At 33.8% G+C, this 25,240-nt stretch carries 23 protein-coding genes and 1 riboswitch; of the genes, 12 read left to right on the top strand and 11 right to left on the bottom strand.

The genetic code is table 11. From position 1 onward, the window contains the following. Positions 1-16: 16 nt before the first annotated feature. Entirely contained in the window at positions 17-1,396 is a 1,380-nt protein-coding gene (locus BCELL_RS11120; protein ID WP_013488836.1) for a LysM peptidoglycan-binding domain-containing protein, read from the top strand. 213 nt (positions 1,397-1,609) lie between these two features. Here the strand turns inward: BCELL_RS11120 and BCELL_RS11115 are convergent, their stop codons facing one another. Beyond that, positions 1,610-2,638, bottom strand: a complete 1,029-nt coding sequence (locus tag BCELL_RS11115) for an LLM class flavin-dependent oxidoreductase (RefSeq protein WP_013488835.1) — start codon at positions 2,636-2,638, stop codon at positions 1,610-1,612. A 204-nt stretch (positions 2,639-2,842) separates the two neighbouring features. On the opposite strand from BCELL_RS11115, the gene BCELL_RS11110 reads away from it, so the two are divergent. Further along, positions 2,843-3,286, top strand: coding sequence for a hypothetical protein (locus BCELL_RS11110; protein WP_013488834.1), 444 nt, complete (start codon positions 2,843-2,845; stop codon positions 3,284-3,286). Positions 3,287-3,370: 84 nt separating this feature from the next. Further along, positions 3,371-3,628, top strand: a complete 258-nt coding sequence (locus BCELL_RS11105) for a hypothetical protein (protein WP_013488833.1) — start codon at positions 3,371-3,373, stop codon at positions 3,626-3,628. Between the two features lie 118 nt (positions 3,629-3,746). Here BCELL_RS11105 and uvsE read toward each other — a convergent pair whose 3' ends face one another. After that, positions 3,747-4,634, bottom strand: coding sequence for a UV DNA damage repair endonuclease UvsE (gene uvsE / locus BCELL_RS11100; protein ID WP_013488832.1), 888 nt, complete (start codon positions 4,632-4,634; stop codon positions 3,747-3,749). Between the two features lie 568 nt (positions 4,635-5,202). Here uvsE and BCELL_RS11095 point away from each other — a divergent pair. Together BCELL_RS11095 and BCELL_RS11090 are read left to right on the top strand one after the other, a co-directional pair. After that, positions 5,203-6,423 carry an L-lactate MFS transporter gene (locus tag BCELL_RS11095; protein WP_013488831.1) on the top strand — a complete coding sequence of 407 codons (1,221 nt, stop codon included), beginning with the start codon at positions 5,203-5,205 and terminating at the stop codon, positions 6,421-6,423. A gap of 114 nt (positions 6,424-6,537) precedes the next feature. Continuing rightward, a complete protein-coding gene (locus BCELL_RS11090) occupies positions 6,538-6,903 on the top strand; it encodes a Na-translocating system protein MpsC family protein (RefSeq protein ID WP_013488830.1) in 366 nt (121 codons plus the stop codon). A 208-nt stretch (positions 6,904-7,111) separates the two neighbouring features. On the opposite strand, the gene BCELL_RS11085 is transcribed toward BCELL_RS11090, so the two are convergent. The 7 genes from BCELL_RS11085 to gdhA form a co-directional block, all read right to left on the bottom strand. Further along, the gene (locus BCELL_RS11085) at positions 7,112-8,167 is read right to left on the bottom strand and encodes an iron-containing alcohol dehydrogenase family protein (RefSeq protein WP_013488829.1); all 1,056 of its coding nucleotides are present in this window, start codon (positions 8,165-8,167) and stop codon (positions 7,112-7,114) included. Further along, positions 8,164-8,817 (bottom strand): MtnX-like HAD-IB family phosphatase, encoded by a 654-nt coding sequence (locus BCELL_RS11080; protein WP_013488828.1) that lies wholly within the window; start codon positions 8,815-8,817, stop codon positions 8,164-8,166. The genes BCELL_RS11085 and BCELL_RS11080 overlap by 4 nt, the downstream gene beginning before the upstream one ends. Before the next feature lie 250 nt (positions 8,818-9,067). Beyond that, on the bottom strand, positions 9,068-9,625 hold the full coding sequence (locus BCELL_RS11075) for a GNAT family N-acetyltransferase (protein ID WP_013488827.1): 558 nt from the start codon (positions 9,623-9,625) through the stop codon (positions 9,068-9,070). A 24-nt stretch (positions 9,626-9,649) separates the two neighbouring features. Further along, positions 9,650-9,901 carry a hypothetical protein gene (locus BCELL_RS11070; protein WP_013488826.1) on the bottom strand — a complete coding sequence of 84 codons (252 nt, stop codon included), beginning with the start codon at positions 9,899-9,901 and terminating at the stop codon, positions 9,650-9,652. A 243-nt stretch (positions 9,902-10,144) separates the two neighbouring features. Next, a complete protein-coding gene (locus BCELL_RS11065) occupies positions 10,145-10,807 on the bottom strand; it encodes a 3'-5' exonuclease (protein ID WP_013488825.1) in 663 nt (220 codons plus the stop codon). Between the two features lie 71 nt (positions 10,808-10,878). Then, positions 10,879-11,766 carry a 4-hydroxy-tetrahydrodipicolinate synthase gene (gene dapA / locus BCELL_RS11060; RefSeq protein ID WP_013488824.1) on the bottom strand — a complete coding sequence of 296 codons (888 nt, stop codon included), beginning with the start codon at positions 11,764-11,766 and terminating at the stop codon, positions 10,879-10,881. A 155-nt stretch (positions 11,767-11,921) separates the two neighbouring features. Beyond that, a riboswitch (Lysine riboswitch) is annotated at positions 11,922-12,112 on the bottom strand. Positions 12,113-12,198: 86 nt separating this feature from the next. Next, positions 12,199-13,569, bottom strand: coding sequence for an NADP-specific glutamate dehydrogenase (gdhA, locus tag BCELL_RS11055; RefSeq protein ID WP_013488823.1), 1,371 nt, complete (start codon positions 13,567-13,569; stop codon positions 12,199-12,201). A 165-nt stretch (positions 13,570-13,734) separates the two neighbouring features. Between gdhA and gltC the strand changes: the two genes are divergently transcribed. The 7 genes from gltC to BCELL_RS11020 all read left to right on the top strand — a co-directional run bounded on the left by gltC (position 13,735) and on the right by BCELL_RS11020 (position 22,728). Beyond that, positions 13,735-14,616 (top strand): glutamate biosynthesis transcriptional regulator GltC, encoded by an 882-nt coding sequence (gene gltC / locus BCELL_RS11050; RefSeq protein WP_013488822.1) that lies wholly within the window; start codon positions 13,735-13,737, stop codon positions 14,614-14,616. A gap of 123 nt (positions 14,617-14,739) precedes the next feature. Then, a complete protein-coding gene (locus tag BCELL_RS11045) occupies positions 14,740-16,170 on the top strand; it encodes an ATPase domain-containing protein (RefSeq protein WP_013488821.1) in 1,431 nt (476 codons plus the stop codon). A gap of 11 nt (positions 16,171-16,181) precedes the next feature. Further along, positions 16,182-16,424, top strand: coding sequence for a hypothetical protein (locus tag BCELL_RS11040; protein WP_013488820.1), 243 nt, complete (start codon positions 16,182-16,184; stop codon positions 16,422-16,424). Next, a complete protein-coding gene (locus BCELL_RS21630) occupies positions 16,421-18,547 on the top strand; it encodes a LuxR C-terminal-related transcriptional regulator (protein WP_013488819.1) in 2,127 nt (708 codons plus the stop codon). Before BCELL_RS11040 ends, BCELL_RS21630 begins: the two co-directional genes overlap by 4 nt. Positions 18,548-18,908: 361 nt before the next feature. Continuing rightward, complete coding sequence (locus BCELL_RS11030) at positions 18,909-19,130, top strand: hypothetical protein (RefSeq protein ID WP_013488818.1); 222 nt, start codon at positions 18,909-18,911, stop codon at positions 19,128-19,130. Positions 19,131-19,151: 21 nt separating this feature from the next. Further along, positions 19,152-22,367 carry an EAL domain-containing protein gene (locus BCELL_RS21625; protein ID WP_013488817.1) on the top strand — a complete coding sequence of 1,072 codons (3,216 nt, stop codon included), beginning with the start codon at positions 19,152-19,154 and terminating at the stop codon, positions 22,365-22,367. A gap of 1 nt (position 22,368) precedes the next feature. Beyond that, positions 22,369-22,728: a PilZ domain-containing protein gene (locus tag BCELL_RS11020; protein WP_013488816.1), complete on the top strand. Its 360-nt coding sequence runs from the start codon at positions 22,369-22,371 to the stop codon at positions 22,726-22,728. 249 nt (positions 22,729-22,977) lie between these two features. Here the strand turns inward: BCELL_RS11020 and BCELL_RS11015 are convergent, their stop codons facing one another. Both BCELL_RS11015 and BCELL_RS11010 read right to left on the bottom strand, forming a co-directional pair. Continuing rightward, the gene (locus BCELL_RS11015) at positions 22,978-24,123 is read right to left on the bottom strand and encodes a Ger(x)C family spore germination protein (protein ID WP_013488815.1); all 1,146 of its coding nucleotides are present in this window, start codon (positions 24,121-24,123) and stop codon (positions 22,978-22,980) included. Continuing rightward, positions 24,116-25,234 carry a GerAB/ArcD/ProY family transporter gene (locus tag BCELL_RS11010; protein WP_013488814.1) on the bottom strand — a complete coding sequence of 373 codons (1,119 nt, stop codon included), beginning with the start codon at positions 25,232-25,234 and terminating at the stop codon, positions 24,116-24,118. Before BCELL_RS11010 ends, BCELL_RS11015 begins: the two co-directional genes overlap by 8 nt. Positions 25,235-25,240: the final 6 nt, after the last annotated feature.

Genomic DNA, 25,240 nt, shown 5'->3' with positions numbered 1-25,240 from the left:
AGTAAGAGGTGAGAGAATGATGAATATATTCACACATTATAAAATTAATCAGACGATACATGGTGCTGAAGTTATTCTTTACTTAAATAATCAGCTTGAGGAATTTTCAAAAGAACTAGGTAGTATAGAAAGTAATGAAACAAATACATTAAAATCTGAAGCAAATCATTATGTAAAAGAAAAACTTCCTAATCTAAAAATTACCGCTATCAAAGTAATGAGTGGTGCCATTTTAGTTGCTACAATGGCGTTCGCACCTATTAAGCCAACTGTAGCAGAAGCCTCAAATCAATTAAGTAGCTTCAGTGTACAAGCTACATATACGGTGAAGGCAGGAGATTCGCTATCAAAGATTGCTGCTGAAACAAATACAACAGTCGATGCAATTAGAAGCGCTAATCAACTGACTTCCGACCTGATCCGAGTAGGTCAAACGTTAACGATTCCGGGCTCTCATACCGGAGTACAAACAAATGCTCCTCAACAAACGTCTACGTATACCGTTGTTGCAGGAGATTCTTTATCTACTATTGCTGCCCGTAATGGAACGACCGTTGCAGCAATTCGAAATGCCAATCAACTAACTTCTGACCTAGTTCGAGTAGGTCAAACGTTAACAATTCCAGGGGCTAGCACAGGAACGCAGTCTAATGCTCCACAAGAAACATTTACGTATACCGTTGTTGCAGGGGACTCTCTATCTACTATTGCTGCCCGTAATGGAACGACCGTTGCGGCAATTCGAAATGCCAATCAGCTAACTTCCGACCTGATTCGAGTAGGTCAAACGTTAACAATTCCAGGGGCTAGCACAGGAACGCAGTCTAATGCTCCACAAGAAACATTTACGTATACCGTTGTTGCTGGGGACTCTTTATCTACTATTGCTGCCCGTAATGGAACGACCGTTGCAGCAATTCGAAATGCCAATCAACTAACTTCTGACCTCATTCGAGTAGGTCAAACGTTAACAATTCCAGGGGCATCCACACCCCACTCTACACCTACACAAGTTAGCGAACAAGTAAACCAAGAAGATTTATTATGGTTAGCAAAGATGATTTTCGCAGAAGCGAGAGGAGAGTCTCTACAAGGTCAAATAGCTGTAGGAGCTGTCATTATGAATAGAGTGAAAAGTAACTTATTTCCTAACACTATTCAAGAAGTATTATTTGAACGAAGTCACGGTCATTTCCAGTTTAGCCCTGCTGGTAATGGTACTTTATCTACAGCAAACCCTAATAATACTAATATGGAAGCGGCTAGACGTGCACTAAACGGGGAAGACCCTACAAACGGATCTCTTTACTTTTATAACCCCTCTAAAACAAATGACCAGTGGGTAAGGAGTCGCACAGTTTCTACAACGATTGGTAATCATGTTTTCGCATTTTAGTTTTTCTTAGAAGTAGTGGAATTTCGCCGTAGCTCTTAAAGTACTAGGGGTTCTCTTCTCGCTAGTACGCACGGCGGTAAAATTCCACTGCCAAATTTATATTTATCTTTTAAAAAACCATTTATAGTGGTTTTTAAGGGATTGCGGTGACTACGCACATTGCTTGGAGGTTGACTCAAAAGGTAAAAGATCTACCTTTTGAGTCAACCTCTTTTAAACTTCATTCATTAGTTCACTTATTATCTCATATGAACGTAATCTAGCCTGGTGGTCATAAATTTGACTATTAATGATTATTTCATTAACACCTGTATCCTTTACAAAAGCTTCTAATTCTTTTTTCACCGTATCTTTATCACCTATGAAAGACGACCCTAGCTGCTTTTCTAAAATGGCATTCTCATACGGAGAACAGAATTCTTTTACGTCATGAACTGGCTTTTGTAATTGGCCTGGATTATTTCTTATTAGATTCAAGAATTGCATCTTCATGGACGAGGCCAAGTAATGTGCTTCATCCGTACTATCAGCAGCTATTATATTGACACCAGCCATTGCATAAGGCTCACTGAGAATATGCGAAGGCTGAAACTGATCAAAATATAACTCAAGAGCAGGTAATGTGTTTTCCGGTGAAAAATGGCTTGCAAAAGAAAATGGCAATCCTAATTTTGCAGCTAGACGGGCACTGAAACCACTAGATCCTAATAGCCATATTGGAATAGTTAATCCTTCTCCTGGTATGGCTCGAACAGCGAGAGGATCATCCAGTAAATTTGGGTCAAAATAAGCTCTCAATTCTTCTAGTTGTTCTGGAAAATCTTGACCATCAGAAAACTGTCCCCGCCTTAATGAGTGAGCCGTTCTTTGGTCTGTACCAGGGGCTCTGCCTAAGCCTAGGTCAATACGTCCTGGAAAAAGAGATTCTAATGTACCAAATTGCTCTGCAATCACTAATGGAGCATGATTAGGTAACATAATACCTCCAGCCCCAACTCGAATCTTATTAGTACCGGATGCAACATGACCAATTACTATTGAGGTTGCTGAGCTTGCAATTCCAGGCATATTATGATGCTCGGCTAGCCAATACCTTTTATAATTCCACTTTTCAGCATGCTGTGCTAAATCCAGCGTATTTTTAAATGATGTTCTTGCGTCACTACCATCTAAAATAGGTGCCAAATCAAGGACTGAAAACGATATATGATTTAATTTTTGCTGTTCTCGATAGGGTGTCATCGTGTTTGCCTTCCTTCTGTTTAGTCTGTTTACAATATATATAGTTTAACAATTACAATCGATAAATAAAAAAAATATGCACTTTTGTGCTTTGTATACCTTTTAACATATTATATCGAAAAAATGGCATCCTATAATTACACAGGTGAGAGATACGATACATGCACTCTTTCGGTTTGCAACATTGTCGCAAAGGAGGAGAATATGTTTTCATTACGAGGCGATGCACATAAGTTTTACTTAAAACTAAAGAAGGAAGTTAGAAAAGGGAGAAAGATTTCAAATTTAAAAGAAATTCAAGAACTAAAGGAAATATATAAATTTTATAGTCCACTTGATACGTTAACATTAAAAAATATCCACTTTCGTATGACTAAAGAAAAAACTGGTTCCGGATTAATTCCGATTCTTGTATCAACTATTCCTTGGATACTGTTTATCTTTAGTAATCAAGTTCAATCATTTTTCGAAAATGATGATAGCTATATGTGGTTACTCTTTGTTGGGATATATATATTAGGTGTTACCTTTAGTGTAGCTGTACACTTTCGTGAAAAAGCTTGGGCAACTGTTCATATGCAAATGATTGAGGAAGTCATTAATGAAAATTCAAAAAGTCAGAACACTTCGTTGCGATCAGATGATTAATTCAGTAAAACTGGTTAAAAGATGTATGAATAATATTCGTATCGACATACTAATTAGAAACGTTAAACAAAGGAGTTACCACGTATGAAGATAGATATAGGGACAAAATTTGAGATTGCCTCATTAATAAAAGATATTTATTTTGGTTCTGATATGTTAGAGATTACTTATGTTGGGGAAAAAACTGTTAAATTTACTTTGAGTAATAATAAAGGTAGAGGTGCAATGCCAATAGATCATTTGAAGTTTTTACTTAAAGGGAATTCACTTAGTAAAGTGATCAATGAAGATAGAATAAAGGAAATAGAACAAATGAAGCATGAACAAGAACATATCGTCTGAGGTGAAAGCTATATTATCATACTTCGCGCGCAAATCCTTAATGATTATGGCGGTCTCACAGACAATACGTAAAGGATGACTCATTTGGTAAAAATGGCACCATTTGAGTCATCTTTTTTCATTTACTTTGACTGAAACATTCATCATAAATACGGAGTACTGCTTTTTCCTTCATTTTTGCCTCAACCATTATATCAACATCAATTCCTTCTATAATTGTTAATAAATGTAGAAAATCCTCTTTAAAAACATAATCATGATGACTTCTATCTGTAACACTTGTTTTTCCTGAGCTTATATGAACTTTAGGAATGTCAACATTCATCCAAGAAGAAAAAACTTCTTTTAGCATTGGTTTAAGTGGTTGATTATCGTTGTTACAACGGTGATGGTGAATATCAAAGCAGACTGGAATATTGCACATTGTTGAAATATCTAGGACATCCTTTAATTGGTAAGTACGATCATCATTTTCTAATCGAAGCTTGCTTTTTATTGATGAAGAAAGATTGGAATAATTTTTTATAAATCGATCCTTTGCTTCAGGCATATTTCCATACTGACCTCCACCATGAATGATCATATCTGTGCCTCCAACGAGTTGTAACAAACGATCATGGTACTCAAGGTCAGCTAAAGATCTACTTAATACGTTCTCTCTAGGAGTACTTAAAACTGTATATTGACCTGGATGCATAGAAAGTCGGATATTATAGCGATCTTTAAACACTTTTATTTTGTTTGTAAGAGATAAAATATCCTCGTCAATCCACCATTTCCAAGTCATTTTTTCATGACTACCTAGAGGGATTGTCTCTGTACTTATCCGGTAAAAAAATATATCATGTTTCACATTCCATTTTAAAGTCATTAATATTTGCTCTAAATTATGAAGAGTTAGTTCTTTTATTATTTCTTCACCCTTCATTTCATAAGTATGTAAGCGACAAGTTCTAAACTTTGTAGGAATCGTCGTGTTAATACAAGCATATCCTATGCGCAACATTATCACCTCATTTCTTATTTTTTACATGGGGGATGATACTTATCCTTCGAAAGCGTATATTGAATAGCTTTTTATAAAATGCTAATAGAAAATATAACATAAAATCGTGGTGATTACATTGAAAGAGGTTCAAGAAGAGCGCTACTGCAAAAACTGTAAAAAAGATACGTTACACATTATAAGGGAAGATGCACTTGAAATCGAATATGTATGCCAAGTATGTAACAAAAATGAAGATATCATAAAAACGTTCTTTTAACGTTTCATTTAATATATTTTAATTCGATCTTTGTTAGTCCAGATTGAAAATCAGGTGTTGTTTTTCTTATTGACAACAATCACATAAATGGCATATAATACTTTCAATTAGAGTTGATAGCTTTCTTCAGTGTGAATACAAGGGAGAAAGAAATCATGGTAAAAGACAACTAAAAATTTTATCATTGGTAGCTTAAGTAAACACACAAGTGAGTACAATAGAGACCAACGTTGGTAATTCATCAACGTTGGTCTTTTTTATATTGAAACGCTTACAAAAAGAGGGTATGACGTTAAAGGAGGCTTTATTTTGAATCGATGGTTTGTAGTATTAGGTGCGATTATTATACAAATTAACCTAGGTGCGGTATACGCATGGAGCTTATTTAATCAGCCTTTAATCAACAAATTTGGCTGGGCTAGAGAAGATGTTGTTTTCACATTTTCGATCACTATTGCAGTTTTTGCTTTTTTTACAATTTTTGCTGGAAGGTTACAAGACAAGATAGGACCAAGGTGGGTAGCTACAATAGGTGGTATATTGCTCGGTATCGGTCTCATTTTATCTAGCCAAGCAACAACTCTTTTCCAATTATATTTATTTTATGGTGTTATCGGTGGTGCTGGTATCGGTATGACTTATGTTTGTCCACTATCTGCATGTGTAAAATGGTTTCCCGATAAGAGAGGTTTAATAAGTGGACTAGCAGTAGCAGGCTTTGGTTTAGGTGGTTTAGTATACCAACCTGTTATTACTGGACTTATCAATATGACAGGCGTTTCCAATACTTTTCTATACTTAGGCTTCATTTATTTATTTTTTGTCGTTGCTGGAGCACAATTATTAAAAAATCCACCATCAGCATTATTAACGAACGAAACTAAACATGCTAATAGCGTAAAGTTGATAAAGCCTACAAGACAATTTTCACCTAAAGAAATGCTTCGTACACATCAATTTTATTTATTATGGTTTATGTTTTTATTCGGAACGATGACAGGACTAATGGTCATTAGTTTTGCAGTAGATATCGGAGTTGAAGTTGCAGGTGTAAACATTGAAAAGGCAGCAAATGCAGTTATGGTTATTGCCATTTTTAATGCAGCAGGAAGAATTATTCTTGGTAACATTTCTGATCGATTCGGTCGTATTAATACTTTAATTTTCATTTATATATTAACTACACTCGTTTTGCTTTTCATGAGCTTCGGAACAATGAATTATACATTATTTTTAGTCAGTGTATCGATAATCGGATTTGGATTCGGGGGGTTCCTATCGTTATTCCCTTCTGTGACAGCTGATTTTTATGGAACGAAAAATATAGGAAGTAATTATGGATTAATGTATCAAGCTTATGGTATTTCTGCTTTTGTGGGCCCATTTGTCTTAAATGCTATATCTTTTACACAAGCATTTATTATTGCTAGCCTCTTTTGTGTACTATCTATATTAATGGCTAAAGTGATCAAATTGCCTGAGCATACTAAAAGTCAACGTATTGTAACAGAAGAAGCGTATGAAAAATAAAATGATTCTCTTATTTAAATGAAATTGACATTACCAACATTAATAGATAAGCTTTTCTTATATTCATTTTCTATTTCATTTGATAGTTAGTTTCTTTAGGAGAAGGGGAGTAATATGAGTACGAAAGGAACGATTGAATCCGAAATTAGCAAAGCATTGACACAATGGGAAAAGGATTTTCTAGGTAGAGGATCTGTATCCGTCAAAACCGATATACTTAGGGACATGATCATCGTTACATTACACGGTATTTTAACTCCAGCTGAATATGCACTTTGTCAAACGATGGAAGGGATGACAACAATAAAAAAGACACGTTCTGATTTAATTGAAACTGGTGTTGATACGTTGAAAGAAATGATTGGAACGATTACTAGTGAAGAAGTGAAAAGTTTCCATACTGACATTAGTACATCTACTGGAGAAAGAGTGATGATTTTTAAATTAAAAAGTAACCTTGAAATAAAGTTAACAAAATAAAAAAACGTTATAACAGCGTCACAAAGCTGTTATAACGTTTTTTTAAGCGGTGGAATTTCATCTATAACTAGCATTTTTACTTTTAATTGATCAGGTTATAAGGGGTGATTGCACCAGGGTGTAGACAAGTGGAAAAATTTATAAATCCTTAAATTCTTTAATTAAGTAAGATGACCCTTAGCTTTGTGGAGCAAGGGATCATCTTTTTTTATTTCTCATATTTAAAAATTCCCTGTAACATTGGATCGATATTTATAAATTCCTTTGCCGCATTACGATACTTTTCTTCATGTAAGTATGTATGTCGGTCTGGTTTCATAGTAGGAGCTAAATCTATTGCCTCGATGTATTCTTCTTTAATTAGTGGTAATTGCTTCACATATTCAAAAAAACCAGTTCGATGTAGTACTTTATATATTCTTTCTGCACGGTGTTTTTGAACATGAGCCATTATGTAAGTAGCAATGCCTACTTGAATGCCATGCATCTGTGGATTTTTTGCTATTTTATCTAAAGCGTGAGAAATCATATGCTCAGACCCACTTATCGGTGCACTATTACCACTGATAACTGTTGCAATCCCACCCATTGTTAAGGAACTGACTAATTCCTTCAAAAAAATAGGACTTTTAATATCATCCATTGGTGTTCGAATAAAGCTATTGACTCCTTTTTTACTTAATACTAATGAAAACGCGTTAACATCACTTACTCCCTTAGTTTCTTCATATTCCCAGTCGTATAAAGCAGTGATATTAGATAATAAATCCCCAACTCCAGCTAAAATAAATTTTTTAGGAGCTGTACTAATAATGTCTAAATCTGCAATGATACCAAATGGTACTTTAGCTGGCACTGTCGTTTTTTTACCATTTACGTAAAGAGAACAGTTACTACTAGCAAACCCATCATTAGAAGCGGAGGTAGGAATACTGATGAACGGGCACCTTCTAGAAAATGAAATGTATTTCCCGTAATCTATTACTTCGCCTCCACCCATCGCTATAACAACATCATAACGCTTCATTTCAAAAGCCTTAACAATCAGTTCCTGAATGTCTAGGTGGGGAGGAAGTACGTGTGTATCTATCTCGATTGATGAAAAAGAAAGATGAATGTCCTTACCGTATGTATCAAACATGATCTGATCGAATAAAATAAGTGCATTTGAAAATTGATGTTTCACTAATAGATCATTAAGCTTAAAGGCAACACCGTTATTTATTTTTAAAATAGCAGGAATAGGTATGTTCGTTACTGTCATTTGCAAATTTCTCCATGTTTTATTAAATAATTCTCGATATCTGTAAAGTTTTCATAAGGAACAAAAGGTACGTCATTTGAACGTAACAGCTCCTTTAGTGCGTCTTTAGCAAAAGTCATCGTTGCAAATTTTGCTGGATGAGTATCAGGTTCACTGTCACCAGCAAAATAAATAGTGTCATACTTTTCCTTAAGTTTTTTAATTACCTTTGCTTTATCTATTCCATACCTCTCTGAATAATGCCAATTTTTCTCGTCGATGTTCATATGTACATTATTATCTTTAAAGTAGCCTTCATTTGAAAACACTTCAACGTTTTTTATATCGTATTTTTTTAATACATGATTAATATAATAATCTGTTCCAGCACTTAAAATATAAAAATCTCCGCCGTTTTTCTGTACATTTTCAATAAAAGTTGGCACGTACTCATCAATAGGTAGTGATAAAATATCTTCGACTATTTGTTTCTCTTCTTGATGAATGGAAGTAAATATAGCTGATAAAAAGTCTATATCTTTCAACACTGCCGCTTTCCATTTTTTATATAAATCATTACCTTCAGGGAAGTATTTTTCAATGACCATCCAATAAAAGTCTTGTTTCGATATCGTACCATCAAAATCTGATACAAAAGCCCATTTACCCATGAAATAACCCTCCTTAATTACGATACTTTTTCATTATAACAGACATATTCTAAAGATTATAATAGGCTTAACAAAGCTTGTCTTATGTCTTTTTTAAAATAATCAGAGATTGTGTCACGTTATATGAGATTAATACGAGTGAATGAGAATTTAATCGCTCTCAAAGTGATTGCCGCGACTCCCCAAATACTTTAAGATTGACTCAAAAGGATAAAGGCACCCTTTTGAGTCAATCACAACTATAAAAGTATTAATTCAAGTATTCACGTTTTAACATAGAATAAACGAAAACATCTGTGAACGTTTTGTTCACATAATGATGTTCTCTTAACCTACCTTCCAAATTGAACCGATATTTATTTAAGATTTTTATCACAATATCATTTTGGCAGTTTGTCATCGCATAAATTTTGTTAAGAGACATCATTGTAAATCCATAGTGTATAAGAGCACGTAAAGATTCCGTTGCATAGCCATTTCCCCAGTATTTACTATTTAAATGACCCCCGATTTCAGCATGAGAAGAGCTTCGGTCCCAGTTTTTAAATCCGCAAGTACCAATTAAACTTTGATTATCTTTGAGCGTTACTCCCCAGAATAGCTGATGAGGATCATGATGCGACGCTTTCATTAATCTTATTAAATTTTCAGCTTCTTTCAAACTATGAATTGGATTACTTTTTTCTAACTGCAATACTTTTGGATCTGAGTATAAGTTGTAAATAGCCATTTTGTCATCAAAGTCAATAGATCGAAAATGAAGGTTTTCAGTTTCAAATGCGCCTGAAGGTAGGGTCTTTAAATGCATTTAACCACTGCCTTTTTGGTCATTTTAATAGTACGCTCTACGACGAAAACCTGCTATTCCGATTAATGGAATAGCAATGAGTGCACCGACTGCTAACGGAAAAAAGAATAATCCTGGTCCAGTTTGCTCACTTGGTGCTGGTTCTTGACGTAAATAAACATTTTCATGGTCTACTTTTTCAATTTTACCAAAGTACTTCTTTCCGTGATGATCTGTAATTTCTACATCCTGGCCGATGTTATCTTGACATAATTGGTAGTAATAGTTTACTGACATTAGCCACACCCTTTATATTTAATTCAGGAAATTTATACTCTTATTTCCTTCTATACGATTAGCGTATGTACCAGCTAATTAAATGAAATAGGGAGGACGCCTGTTTTTTGAAAATGTTTTGGAGCGTTTATGCCATAGGTAGTAGCAAGTGGTTATACTAATTTGTAACGTGTTAGCAACTTCACAATAATTAATATTAAAATGAAATAAAGGTTGACCAGAAGTTTAGTTCTTGGCCAACCTTTATATTTTATCAGTGGAGTGTATATGTTTTATTTGTTTCTCACTTTTAGAGTGGGGGCGATTTCGCCTTTTTTTACGTTTCGATTCGAAAAGATTTAATTCTTTTTCAGTAATCATGTTAGTACGTAATGTAACTTCATCAAAGTATTTTATTAATAACAATGCGGTGTTAATCGTGTCATCAATACCTCTATGCGCTTGACCAACGGGCTCAATATTTGCTAAATGTAGCGCATTTTTTAAGCCTAACTGATTTTTCGTATTTTGTTTTAATGCTTTTCCGATTTGTGGCTGAATATCATTGTAATTCTTAAACCACTTTAACTTCATGTTATTTCGAAGACATTGATCGATGAAGTGTACTTTATCGTCTTTTCCCCAAGAACATAGAAAATAATCTTCTTCTTTTTGTAGCCAAAAAATGAATTTCTTCATGCCATCTGAAAAGGGTATCGCACTTTTAACATCATCTTGAGTCATATTGATAAACTTTCTGGAGCTCTTCGGAATATATCCATTTTTCGGGAGCATATAAATTTGGATATCGTCAATTATTTTAAGAGATGTTAAGTCTACCTTACATGCACCAATCTCAATAATTTCACTCAACTGTCCTTTTTTGAATCGTTTCACGAGTTCTAAGTCGTATACTACTGCAATCAAAATGAAGCCTCCTCTTCTTATTCATTTGTATTTTAACACATTTTTAAACGATAGAAGGGGAGGGGATATAATTAAACAGCTCTAGACAGCAGCTTATGTTGTAAACATTCATATAATACTTTTGACTCTTCCTGAGTTAAAGGTACTAATGGCATTCTTACTGAGCCAGCATTTATTCCAAACATTTCTAGTGCTGCTTTAACAGGTGTTGGATTTGGAGCAATAAATAGAGCATGCATCATTGGTAATAATTCTTGATGTAACTGTTTTGCCAATAATGCATTTCCAGTTTCATGGGCATCAATCATTTCTTTCATTTCACTCCCTAATATGTGTGATGCTACTGAAACAACACCATGACCACCAACCGAAAGAGTAGGTAATGTTAAACTATCATCACCACAGTATACATAAAACGAATCATACGTTTTTTCAGCAATTGCGGCAATAGCATTTATATCTCCACTGGCTTCTTTCACTGCCACAATATTGTCAATGTTTGAGAGCTTAATAATAGTATTTGGGTCTATGTTAACAGAGCAACGCCCAGGAATATTATAAAGCATGATTGGGAGGGAGGTACTATGAGCAATTTTTTCAAAGTGTCGATATATCCCTTCCTGACTTGGCTTATTATAATAAGGAGCAACAAGCATCGCAGCATCAACACCGCTCTCTTCAGCAATTTTTGTTAGCTGTATAGATGATTTTGTGCTGTTTGTTCCTGTACCAGCTATTACAGGAATCCTCCCGTCTACTTCTTTTACTACATACTTAAAAAAATCAGTTTTTTCTTCTATTGTCAATGTAGGAGATTCACCTGTTGTTCCTCCAATGACAATGCTGTCGGATCCATTGTCAATTAAATAGTGAATCAGTGATTTAGTTGCCGGATAATCAATTTCTTCATCATGATCGAATGGCGTAATCATCGCAGTTATTAATGTTCCAAAATTCATGTAAAGCACCTCTATTCAACAGATTTTAGTTTCGACTAGTCGAAAAAAGTTCGTGAATAGAGCTAAATCAGGTGAACAATCATTACTTAAACATAAAAAAGCAGCAACGAGGACATCGTTGCTGCTAGATATCAGTTTACTAAATGATTATTCTAGCGTGAGATAGCCCTCCATATAGTGTCATTAAAAATGAACTATATGACAGTCCTGCACTTATTCAATGACAGAACCAGCAACATACTTGTGAGTAGTATGCCGCTTCGGCAAATTCCCCTTTCCACATTTTTCATAGGATCTCATCATCCTCTAAAAGTGTACTAATGGTTTTTGCACCTCTAAACTCACTTCAAATTAGGATTGAAGTTAAGAATATGAACTTTATTTTACTCTAACAAATTTACTTTCGTAATGCAAATGTTAGGAGTGGGGGACTTATATGACCCCTTGCGTAATCATAGCATCCGCTACTTTGACAAAACCAGCAATGTTCGCTCCAACTACAAGGTTACCTGGAACACCATATTCCTCTGCCGCTTTTAAGCTGTCGTTGTAAATATTTGTCATAATCTCTTTTAGCTTTCCATCAACCTCGTCAAAAGTCCAAGATAGTCTTGCACTATTTTGAGCCATTTCAAGTGCTGATACTGCTACTCCTCCAGCATTAGCTGCTTTAGCAGGGCCAAACAGTACATTGTTTTCAAGAAACACATCTACAGCTTCTAAAGTGGAAGGCATATTAGCACCTTCACCAATGGCTTTTACGCCATTTGCAACTAATAGTTTCGCAGCTTCTTCATCGATTTCATTTTGTGTAGCACAAGGAAGCGCAATGTCACAAGGTATTTTCCAAATACCCCCAAAACCTTCATAAAAAACTGAACCAGGATGTTCCTTCACATATTCAGAAATTCTTTTACCTTCTACTTCTTTTAAGCGTTTAACAGTATTTAAGTCAATGCCATTTCGATCATATACATATCCACTTGAGTCACTACATGCTAGGATTTTAGCACCAAGTTCCATTGCTTTTTCCATAGCATAGATCGAAACATTTCCTGACCCTGATACGACAACTGTACTGTCTTTAAAACTCAAGCCTTTACTTTTTAGCATCTCATTAACAAAATACACTGTGCCGTAACCGGTAGCTTCTTTACGGGCAAGACTTCCTCCATAACCTACACCTTTACCTGTTAGTACTCCTGCTTCATAGGCACCGCGCATTTTTTTATACTGCCCAAACATATAGCCAATTTCTCTAGCCCCAACACCAATGTCTCCAGCTGGTACATCTGTATCAGGTCCTATATACTTACTTAATTCAGACATAAAACTTTGTGTAAATCTCATAATTTCAAAATCGGATTTCCCTTTAGGATCAAAGTCAGATCCACCTTTACCGCCACCAATAGGTTGTCCAGTTAAAGAATTTTTAAATATTTGTTCAAATCCTAAAAACTTGATAATACTCTGATTCACTGATGGGTGAAATCTTAACCCACCTTTATAAGGACCAATAGCACTATTAAACTGGACACGATAACCACGATTCACTTTTACATTCCCTTGATCGTCTACCCAAGGAACTCTAAAAGAAATCGTTCTTTCAGGTTCAACCATTCTTTCTAATATTGCATGCTTTATATACTGAGGGTTTTTAGCTAAAACAGGAACTAATGAATCTAACACTTCCTTTACCGCTTGTAAAAACTCAGTCTCATGCGCATTGCTTTTTTTTACTTGCTCATATACACCGTTAACATAATGTTGTACTTCTTGGTTTTCTTTTACTGCTGTACTCATATTTAACCTCCTAGTGAAAATAAATGTTAAAAAATAGTGACGAATTTAAAAATATGTTAGATTTTCTACTATGCTGTATTTTATAATTTAATAATCACGTAAACAATATCAAAAACAGATAACACCTATGCTTTTTATAGATCCGTCGGTAAGGAGGGAGTAACATTGGAATTTAGACAGATCAAATATTTCATTGAAGTTGCAGATCGTGAGCATGTTACAGATGCAGCTTATGCGCTACATGTTGCACAATCGGCTGTTAGTAGACAAATCTTTAATTTAGAGAAAGAATTAGGTGTCGATTTATTTATTCGAGATGGTAGATCTGTTAAATTAACGCCAATCGGTAAGTTATTTTTAGAAAGAGTAAAGCATGCAATGAACTTAATGGAGGACGCAAAAAAAGAAGTGTTAGATTATTTAGAGCCAGAAAAGGGTACTGTTCGTATTGCATTTCCAAGTAGTCTTGCGGCATACACACTGCCGAGAGCTATTTACGCATTTCGCCAACTATATCCTGAGGCACAATTTCATCTGAAGCAAGCACTCTACAATGAACTCGTTGACAGTGTTAGGAAAGGTTATTTCAATTTGGCATTAATAGCACCTATTGTTAAAGAAGAAAGAAATATAGATACTAAAGTATTATTTCACGAAAATGTTGTCGCACTATTACCAGCAAACCATCCAATGGCATATTATAAAACAATAGATTTATTAGACCTTATTGACGATCCCTTTGTACTTCTTCCAGAAGGGTTTACTTATAGAAAGATCGTGTTGGATGCATGCCAAGAGATTGGCTTTGAACCAAAAATCGCTTTTGAAGGTGATGACGTAGATGCCTTAAAAGGTTTAGTGTCAGCTGGTCTTGGGGTTACATTAATGCCAGAAATGACATTAATGGATAGTATTCCTAAATCAACAGTAAAGATACCATTAAGAAAGCCAAATTTGAAAAGATCTGTCGGTATTATTACTCCAAAAGACCGTTCACTTTTACCAACTGAACAATTATTTTACAATTTTATTACTAATTTTTATTAATGTACAATCTATTTATTTCTATTATATAGTAGTTTTTTACATTTTTTTATTTATGTAGCCTTTTGTCTCTTATATTTCTGTATAATGAAAGGGGTATTCGTATAAGCAAAAGGGGGACCATCAATGTATACATATACGACATCAGGTATAGAAGGATTAGACTATATTTTAAATGGGGGATTTCCTACTGGTTCTTCTATATTGCTAGAAGGAGCGCCAGGAACAGGCAAAACTATATTAGGAATGCAATTTCTATATGATGGCGCATTAAACAACAATGAATCCGGAATTTATATTACATTTGAAGAGTTTCCAGATCAAATATATAACGATATGGATTCATTCGGGTGGGATATAAAATCTCTTGAAAAGGAAAATAAGCTAAGGGTTATTTGTATATCTCCAGATGTTTTGTTAGAGCAAATGAAAAAATCCAATGGTATTTTTGATCAAGTAATAAAAGAAATTAATTGTAAAAGAATTGTTATTGATAGCTTGAGCCTCTTTAGCTTTGGAATGGAAAATCAAAAAGAAGCGAGAGACAATATTTATACAATAAGAAATATTTTAAGGAAGCATCGTTTATCTTCTATATTAATTCATGAACAAACTAATAAATCGGAAGAAGAAATTCCTTTTGTAAGTTACGTTTTAGATGGGGTTATTCGGTTATCATTACAGGGACATCATACCATATACAGAAAAAGAACATTAGAGGTTCTCAAAATGCGTGGCTGTTGTATTAAAGAAGGGGAGCATATTTACCGTATCAATAATGCAGGTATTGATTTAATCCCTTCCTTATCCATGGTTGAGGATAAAGCAATTACATTGCATGAAGATACAACTATTAGTACAGGAGTTCCTGCTCTTGATAGATTACTATTAGGAGGTATCCAAAAGGGGACTTCCTTAATATTAGATACGAATAGTAAAGCTAATTATAAATATTTCATCGGATCTATTATTAGTAAAAGAGCACTTGCCGGAGAAAATATAGTCATACTATTGTCTAGTTTAATGACGATTTTAGATATGGAGCATTTATATCGTTTATTTGGTGTTGATATAGAAGCGCTCGCAAAACAAAAAAAGATTTATTTTATTGAGCACTATGATAGGCCAATTCCAGATGCATACAAATCATCTGTTATAAAGGTGCACAATTTTGACAATGAGCAATATAACAAAGCGATTATTGAAACGTTAACGCCAGTCGTTGAAAAGAGTTTAGAAAGGGATGAAAGATGGTTTATCTATTATGACTTAAATACAGTAGTTTCTCAGAGAGGGAGGGACTTCGTAAAGAAGCATTTTCCTGCAGAGGTGGCAAAAACAAGTTCTTCGGGTATTACTTTATTGGCATTATGTAACTTCACAGAAATAGGGAGTGAAACTGCTAGCTTTTTAGAAAGAACGTGTAATGGTGTATTACAAACATGGGTAGATGGTAACTACCAGTATTTTCAAGTAAGGAAATCCCCACAAGGAATTATGTCACAACCTTTATTAGTACAAAATATACAGTCGAAGCCTTTTATAAGGTTAATATAGGGGGGGGTTCAATGGAACCATTAAACTTTAATCCTTTAGAAGTGGAATGCACGATATTTTTCCAAGAAAACCCATACTCCTACGAGACGTTACATGGACTAGGTAGACGACTAGGTAGAAATCCAATAGACTTACAGCCTGTACTAGAAAAATTAGTACATAGTACTATACTTGAGATGATCGGAGAAGGCGATTCAGCCATTTATCGATACGTCCAGCCAAAAATTAACCAAATAGATGAGATGTTAATATGAATCAGATGTTTAAATTTAATCAACATGTACAAGATGCATTTTCAGCTTTAACAGGTTTAAATATCGTTATTGTCGATAGCACTGGTAATGAACTAACTACAGTTAGTGGAAACTGTTCATTTACAGAGCTTGTATATGAAAAATATGGTCATAAGTCGTATTTTGCTCAGTTTTTACAACCACTTCTTGCTATTAAGCATACTGTCCTTGTCGATAGTCCACTTGGTGGGAAGGTAATCGTTTCTCCAATTATTCCAAGTGGTGGTAATCGGTATTTTATTATAGCTGGTTATATCGTAGATGCATTTACAAAAAAATATCTTTATACACGGGTTTCACAGTTTTTTTCTGAAACAGAGCAATTAACATTAGCCTTGAATAATGTCACTATCCTTGATCAACAAGAAATTCAATACAAGTTCAAGCAAATAAATGAGTTTTCAAAAATCGTTACTTATAAATCTAGAGTCTTGTTTGAAAAAAAGCAAGGGGAAGAGCATTTGAAATTAGTTAACGAGAGCTTAGATTGTATTATACAAGGAACTGTTACCGTTTCTTCATTTATTAAGAGTCTTCAAGTGTCAAATATGAATATTGATATCATTGGTGCAGCAATAGAAACAGAAAATGATCTTTTTTCTGTTGTTTCTACGACGGGTAAAGATGGTGATAAGTTATACGGACATACGTTTCAAATAGGAGAAGGCTTTTTAGGTCAAGCGCTCGCAACAAATAAACCACAGTTTTGGAGAGATATTAGTACAGATCCTAGGGTAAACTTATTCACTAGAAATGGTATTGAGGTTCAATCATTAATATGTACACCATTTTACGTAAATAACAAAGTTTATGGTGTTTTATTTGGATTGAGTAGTGACAAAATGCTTTACGAACATGATATCGAGAATTTCAAGATATACGCTACTCTATTAAGTACACTTTCTACAATGGAAACATTAAAGGAAGATCAACATAATCACTTAATGAAGCTATCAACATTTAACGAAATATTCAAGGTTATCACATCAGTAGAGGATATTAAGAGAGTACTGTATATCCTTGTAGACATTAGTATTAATATTGTTAGAGGTCCATTTTCATGTATTTTATTTATAAATGAAGAAGATCATAATAAAGTTGATATCGTTTCTAGAGGTATGTCACAAATTGAAATAAACGATTACTGTCAACATGTAGCTACAAGGTTTTTATCAGCAGAGGCATTAAAAAAATTAAATTTCAATTATACTAGTAGTACTACTAGTTGGGGAACTGAAGTACTTGAGTTTCCCCTATTCTTTAATCAAAAGCTCTACGGTGTTTTATGTGTTGGCATTTCTGATCAAACTAAAAGTGATAGCTATCGTTCCTTTTTAGCTTCACTAGCAGTAGCAGGTGGTATCTCGATTCATCTCCGTTTAAACAACAAAAGTCATATGCCTGATAATAAAGCCATTACAATGCTTTATTACTCATTACAGCATACAAACCTTGAACAATTCCACTTAAATGAGAAAGTGAGGAAAATTCTCCTCGAATATTTAGTTTATACAAATAGGCCACTTGATGATGCGATGGATAAAGCAAGTCAACTGATTTCATATAGACCAGAGTTTCTAAAGGAGTATATAAGTGACCAAAACATATTATCAATATTAGAAGGCTACTGGGAAGCAGTAGAAAGAAAAGTTGCATTGAATGAAAAATCTGATATTCTAGCTCTAATATCACACTATGTACTCCATAATGAAAACATAGAAAGTATCCGCAACCTAACTCATATATCGGAAAGTAAAAGAAGTTCATTTATTCAATTTATTAGTCAAGTAAATATAACTGAAAGCGAGATTATGATATCAAGTGAAAACAAATCTCCTATAAATATGGAGGAACGATCACCTAAATCAAAAATAACAGAGGATTTAAAGCTATCTAAACGTGAGTTGGATGTTTTAGATTTAGTTCTTAAGGGGTATAGTAATAGTGATATAGCTAATACACTTTTTATAAGTGACCATACCGTAAAGAATCATATGACAAAAATATTGCAAAAGCTTGATTGTACAGATCGCTCACAAGCCATCGCAAAGGTCTATCAAATGGGATATTCACCAAATTCATAGTATGAATAAAAAGAAGGCTCTATAGTGGAATCTATAGTCCTTCTTTTTTATTACCTATGTTACTATGTTAAACTTTGTTGATGATTTTCGCTTTATGACGCTCGCTTTCTGTGGGATATTCAGCAAATACTATTCCCGTATGCTCTCGCACCTTCGTGTAAATCAACATTACCCTTTTTAAATAAGCGAATGTATTCCTAGTCATCTTATTTGGACTAGGAATACATTCCTATTATTTTATATTATCCCTTTAACAAAATAAGAGTTGATGGTGATTTACGTTAACTAACATTTACTAGAAAATGAAAACATAAACCAAATGTTAAAAAGTAGTTAGTAAATTACTAAGAGGGGATAATCTATGATGAATACGAGTCGTTCATTGCATTTATTGAATAAGAGAATTTTGCTTATACTGATGTTGAATACTTTTCATTTATCAACATTTAAAATAAATGACTATTACTTCCATGTTAAACAACTTCATGAGCTTAAAATTCTACAAGAAATAGAATTAGATGGGGAAGTTTATTTCATATATAACGAACCGAATGTGTCCAATATTTTACTATCTAACAAATAAAAAAATAAGTAGGTGAATAAGATGGTTAACCAATCTAGCAATAACAATAAGAACACAGTTTTTGAACAAGAAAAAAGTCCAGTTCAAAATAATGTTCAAGAATTTGAAGCGCTACTTCGATACTCTACAGATGTTATCGGGATTATCAATAAAGATGGAGGTATCATTTACCAAAGTCCAGCACTCGCTAAAGTTCTTGGTTACACACAAAATGAAATAAAAGGATTAAATAGTTTTCAGCTTATTCACCCTAATGAATTACATACAGTTAGGAACTTATTTGATGACCTAGTAAATAATAAAATCTCTAAAGTTACGAAAGAAATGAGATTAAGACACGCTGATGGAAGTTGGATATTTTGTGAAGTTACAGCAACAAACCACCTGTTTGATAAAAAAATAAAAGGAATTATAGTTAACTACCGTGATATAACTGAAAGAAAATTATATGAAGAAGAAATTCACCAACTTGTATATCACGATAATTTAACAGGTTTACCAAATCAATATATGCTTGATAGCTTTTTAGAATCAGAAATTTATAAAGCAAAATATGAATGTACAAGACTTGCTTTGTTAATTATCGATTTAGATCGATTTAAAGTTATCAATGATAGCATTGGCCATACTATCGGGGACCAATTATTGAAAGAAGTAGGTAAAAGGTTAGTGTCTATCGTATCTAAAAGTGATCTACTCGTTAGAAAAGGAGGTGATGAGTTCGTCATTGTTCTTCCATCTATTAAGAAAGATCAAGTATTAAAAGTAGTGGACAATATAATTAATTTGTTAACATCACCGTTTAAAATTAAATCATATGATATTTTTACTTCTCCTAGTATTGGAGTTAGTATTTTTCCTGAAGATGGAAAGACGAAGGATTTATTATATAAACACGCAGAGTTCGCTATGTACCAAGCAAAGAAAAGTGGAAATGGTCAATATCACTTTTTCTCCTCTGCAGAATTTAATGGCGATATGAATCCATATACAATTGAAGTTGAGCTTAGGAAAGCAATTGAACAAAAACAATTCACACTACATTATCAGCCAAGAATAAACTTATCAACTGGAGAACTTATTGGAGTAGAAGCACTCATTCGGTGGGAACATCCAAAGTGGGGACTTATTTCACCAGCATCGTTTATTCCGATAGCAGAGGATTCAGGACTTATCGTCCCAATTGGGAACTGGGTATTAGAGGAAGCATGTAAACAAAACAAAATATGGCAGGTAAGTGGGATGTCCTGTGTAGTGTCAGTTAACCTCTCACCAAAACAATTTGCACATACAAATTTAGCTTCAGTTATAAAAAATACATTATTTAATACAGGCTTAGATCCACATTTATTAGAAATAGAAATAACAGAAAGTATGACTGCTGACATCACTCGAACTGTTGCTACATTAGAGGAAATAAAGAAGCTAGGTATACAAGTAAGTATCGATGATTTTGGTACAGGCTTTAGCTCTTTATATTACTTGAAAAAATTCCCGGTCAATACTTTAAAAATTGATCGTTCGTTTGTTAGTGAGCTTCATAATAACCCGGATGAAGAGACGATTGTAAAGACAATTATTTCAATGGCACGAAATTTAAATTTAAATGTTGTCGCTGAAGGGATTGAAACAAAAGAACAGCTCGCATTTTTACAACAGCATTTATGTCATGAAGGGCAAGGTTTTTTATTTAGTAAGCCACTGCCTCCTAGTGTATTAGAGGAAAAATTTCCGACCATTCAAAAGTCAGTAAAACAATTTGGTTTAACCAAAGACTATAATGAAAAGATGTGGGCTGAAGAGCTTGTCCATCTTGCGAAAAAAGATTTACAGGAAACGATTAGGCTCCAACAAGGGATGATAAAAAAATTTAAAAAGATTAATGGCAAATATATTCATACACTATGTGACGGAGAGCTTGTTTATAAGCTTGGCTTCATACCAAGCGAAATTGTAGGAAAAGAGTTTAAAGACTTTGCACCAAGCCTCGCTGATGAAATAACAGTTTATTATGAAAGAGCTTGGTATGGTGAAGAAAATGTTACTTATGAAGGCGAAGCTAATGGCATTCATTTTTTAACTACATTAAGGCCTGTACGTGTTGGAATGGAAATTATCGAAGTGATTGGATCGTGTATTGATATTACGGACCGGAAAAAAGCAGAGGATGCGCTTCAAAAAAGTGAAGAAAAGTACCGCTTAATTGCAGAAAATATGTCGGATTTAATTTTGCTGTTAAATGTTGAAGGAAGAGTGAAATATGTTTCTCCTTCCCACAAAAAATATATCGGTCCTAAGTATGAAAATCTCCTTGGGAAACTATCTTTTGAGTATTGTCACCCTGAGGATATAATGAAGCTAAAAGAAAACTTAGTAGTGATTATGCAGTCTAAAGAAACATCTCAAGTTGAGTTTCGTTGTTGGGATGAAACACGTAATTGGAGAATCATCGAAGCAACTGGTACACCGATTATTGGTAAAGATGGCTATGTCGAACACATAGTAGTAGTTGGAAGAGACATAACAGAAAAAAGAAAAACAGAAGAACTATTGCAAAAAAATCATAAACAAGTGGTCGTTAGTGAACTTGCTGCAGGTTTTGCACATGAGATAAGAAATCCTCTCACTACTATTAAAGGTTTTATTCAGCTATTAAAGAATAAAACAATAAAGCAAAAGTATTATGATATTATTATTCAAGAGTTTGAGCATGTTGAATCTATAACGAGAGACTTTATCTCTTTAACTAAACCAAAATCGAACGTGATGTTACACGCAAACGTCAATCAAGTTCTCTTTAATTTAGAAAACTCTTTTTCAAAACTAGCTAAAATAAGAAACATTACATTAACAATTGAAGTAGCCGATAACGTTTCTACAATTTATTGTGATATAGAGCAAATAAAACGTGTATTAATTCATTTAATTCAAAATAGCTTTGATGCCTTACAAAATGGGGGAAAGATATTATTACAAGTGATTGAAGATAACACGTTTACTGTATTTACAGTTATTGATAATGGAGTAGGGATGTCACAGGAGCGTGTTCAAAAGTTAGGAGAACCTTATTTTAGTATTAAAGAAAAGGGAATAGGACTAGGTTTAATGCTTTGTTATCAAATAATAAGAGAGCATAATGGTACAATTAATGTTAAAAGTAAAGAAAATGTTGGAACAAATGTAGAAATCAAAATTCCAAAAATAAATAAAATAGAACTTGTAAAAGGAGAGCAGTGAAGTGAGGTATAAACGAGAAGAACCATTTCGTTACGAATTTGGTAAACCGGTTACTTGTCACATGCATATTACAAGCATAAACGATAAAAAGATTTCAAGTACGAAAGGAAATGCTGAAATCATGGATATTAGTCCTAAAGGCATTAAACTAAAGAGTACACTTGACCTAGCTGCTAATAACAACGATATAGAAGTACAGTTACAATTTAAACTGGCTAACGATGAGTTGAAATTAGATGGTAAATTAATGTGGCAAAAAGCAGAATTCAATGATTTCTCGTATGGAGTTGAATTATTTCATGATGAACAAATTGAACAACTATTAATTAAAGAAATAAAACTTTATTCACAGAACAACTAATTTAGAAAATATGAAGGCTGTCATTGCGACGGTCTTTTTTATATGATGTGATGTAATAGAGGACGTTATAATAATGATGAAATGAATAACCACTTAAATAACTTCTTTTATTAGTTTACATAACATCTATTATAGGAATCAATAATTGAATACAAATTCTGTATCATAATTAAAGAATACTTAATATTTTGAGACAGGAAAAATCTAATGCTAAGTTTTTTCAATAACCTAACATTAGATTTCCCATCATTATCTTCCAAGTTTCTTTTTCTCTAGCATACCACGCTGTCCTGTCTGCTCCATTTCCACTTGAACATTAATATGAAATACAGAATCCCTCCAGCCAGTTTCCTCCCAGTTTAGTTGTTTAAAGTGATCATAATGCTTTGCCCAAATTTGATGGCCAATAAGCCAAGGTTCTACATTTATTTCTTTCATTTTATTAATAGTATGCTCCAAATCTTTCTTCACTTCGTTTTCTAACGTTTCTGTAATTTCATCCATATGATCCTTGGTTGATCTAAATGCTTGTTCTGACAAATGAACGAGTTCCCCTTTTAAATTAACGTCTAGATCAATCTCTACTGGATCTGTTTTCTTTATATCCATGTCTGCTGTCCCTTTTAATCTTGCGGATACATTTATTTCTGTACCATTTTGTTCTAGATCAATGGAGTAATTCGCATTTTCTAATTGTAAATCTCTTAGTAGATGACTCACTCCTGCTTCTTTCCCTACTAATTGACCAACGAGCTTACCATTTTTTATCACTGCTTTATCTTCAATGACAATGTTCCCATCACTATAGGCTAAAGGGATAAAACCAGCATTTGATACCATATTAATATCTCTTCTAAATTCAAAAAGCTTTACTGGTCCTGTTCTAGAAACTTTTTGATCAGCATGGAAAAAGCGATCTATATATAACGATGGTAAGCTAATTAAGTTTGATTCCTCCTCTAAAAAGTCACTAACCTCATTACTTTCTCTAATTATGAGCAAATATATTTGATTTGCAAGAGGTGCACGTCTATCAAGCACATCAAGTATATCTTGTAAACCTTGTCTCGCAATTCTTTCACCGATCATCACCGCTTTCAAATGGCCAAAAAACAATACGGTTGGTGTATACGCTTCTATTTGAGAAATAGCTTCCCATACAGATTCCCCTTTAGCAATAATCGTTTCATATTCATTCGCACTAAGAGCACCACTGTTTTCGGTCGGGACTATTACCGGCACTTGTACAGATACGATATATTCGCCATTTTCTCCAATATCGATCCCCATACCTAGTATCATCGTCCGTTGGTCAATTTCTCTAGAATCTGTCGTACACCCAGATAATAATAACAATGTAATTATTATATATAATGCTATTTGTTTATTACCCATTTTGCTCATTCCCTTGACTATTTTTTTTCCTACGCATAAGTAAGTACAGAAATAGCATGATTGGTAACGTTAAACTATATATAAGCATGTTCATGTTATATGGGCGCCAATCTAAATTGGTAATACTTGGTGTTAAAACAACTAACACCATTACTGCAATCGAAATGATAGAAATGTGTATCCATTCCCATTTTGGTTTAACTGGAATGATCTTGACTAGCAATTTACTTGAAAACCATAAGTAAATCATACCAATTTTGAAAAAAGACATCACCCAGACGGTTAAGAAAAATAAGTCTAGCCGTTCAAATAATCCTGTCGGCGAAGTTGTCGTTTGCATCAGTGCTGTAACAGGTGAGAGCAATGTGAGTGCCTGTTCAAAACCAAACACACCTAGAGTAACGATACAGATGAGGGCGTATGTGATCATTACCATAATTAAGCTAAATGTAATGGGTCGAAAGATCTTCACGTCTTTATTCACATAAGGCACATACGCTAGTAGAGCAACAATACCACCATAGCGAGTCAAATCCGACAAACTACTTTTCATGAATGTCCATGCATCAACTCCGAATGTTGGTGGGACGTTTATCCAACGAAAGTCATCAGAGAATAAAAATAAAAAAAGACTCATCAACAAAATGATTTCATGAAAGAAAATAACAACAAGCATTCTTGATATCGAATGAATGCCATAGAATACGGATAATGCTACTACAAATAAAAAAGAAATACCAATTTTCCATTGAAGTGTATCTTGCATTAAATACGTTTGGACGATAATAATTAAGCTTTTTGTACCAAAAAAAATACTATAAACACTGCTAATAAAGAAATAAGCTATGACGATGTAAAAAATCCAGGATGGTGACAATTTCTTAAATAAACCGAAAATATCAGTAGTGTCATGCTTAACTGTTACTTTCTTAAATAAATATATAAATAATAAAAATGGAAAAACGGCAACAATGACTTTTAACCAAGCACTTCTTATTTCTTCATTTGATATATAAGGAAGAAATATAAAGCCAATTGTCACCGTTGAGCAGTAAGTGAAAACAAATAGCTCTACACTCCCTAGCTTGTTATATTTATTTTTAATATCCATAGCCTT

The organism is Evansella cellulosilytica DSM 2522 (assembly GCF_000177235.2).
Classification (GTDB): domain Bacteria; phylum Bacillota; class Bacilli; order Bacillales; family Salisediminibacteriaceae; genus Evansella; species Evansella cellulosilytica.
Note: the sequence above shows the minus strand (reverse complement) of the source record. Positions and strands in the feature narration are given on the sequence as shown.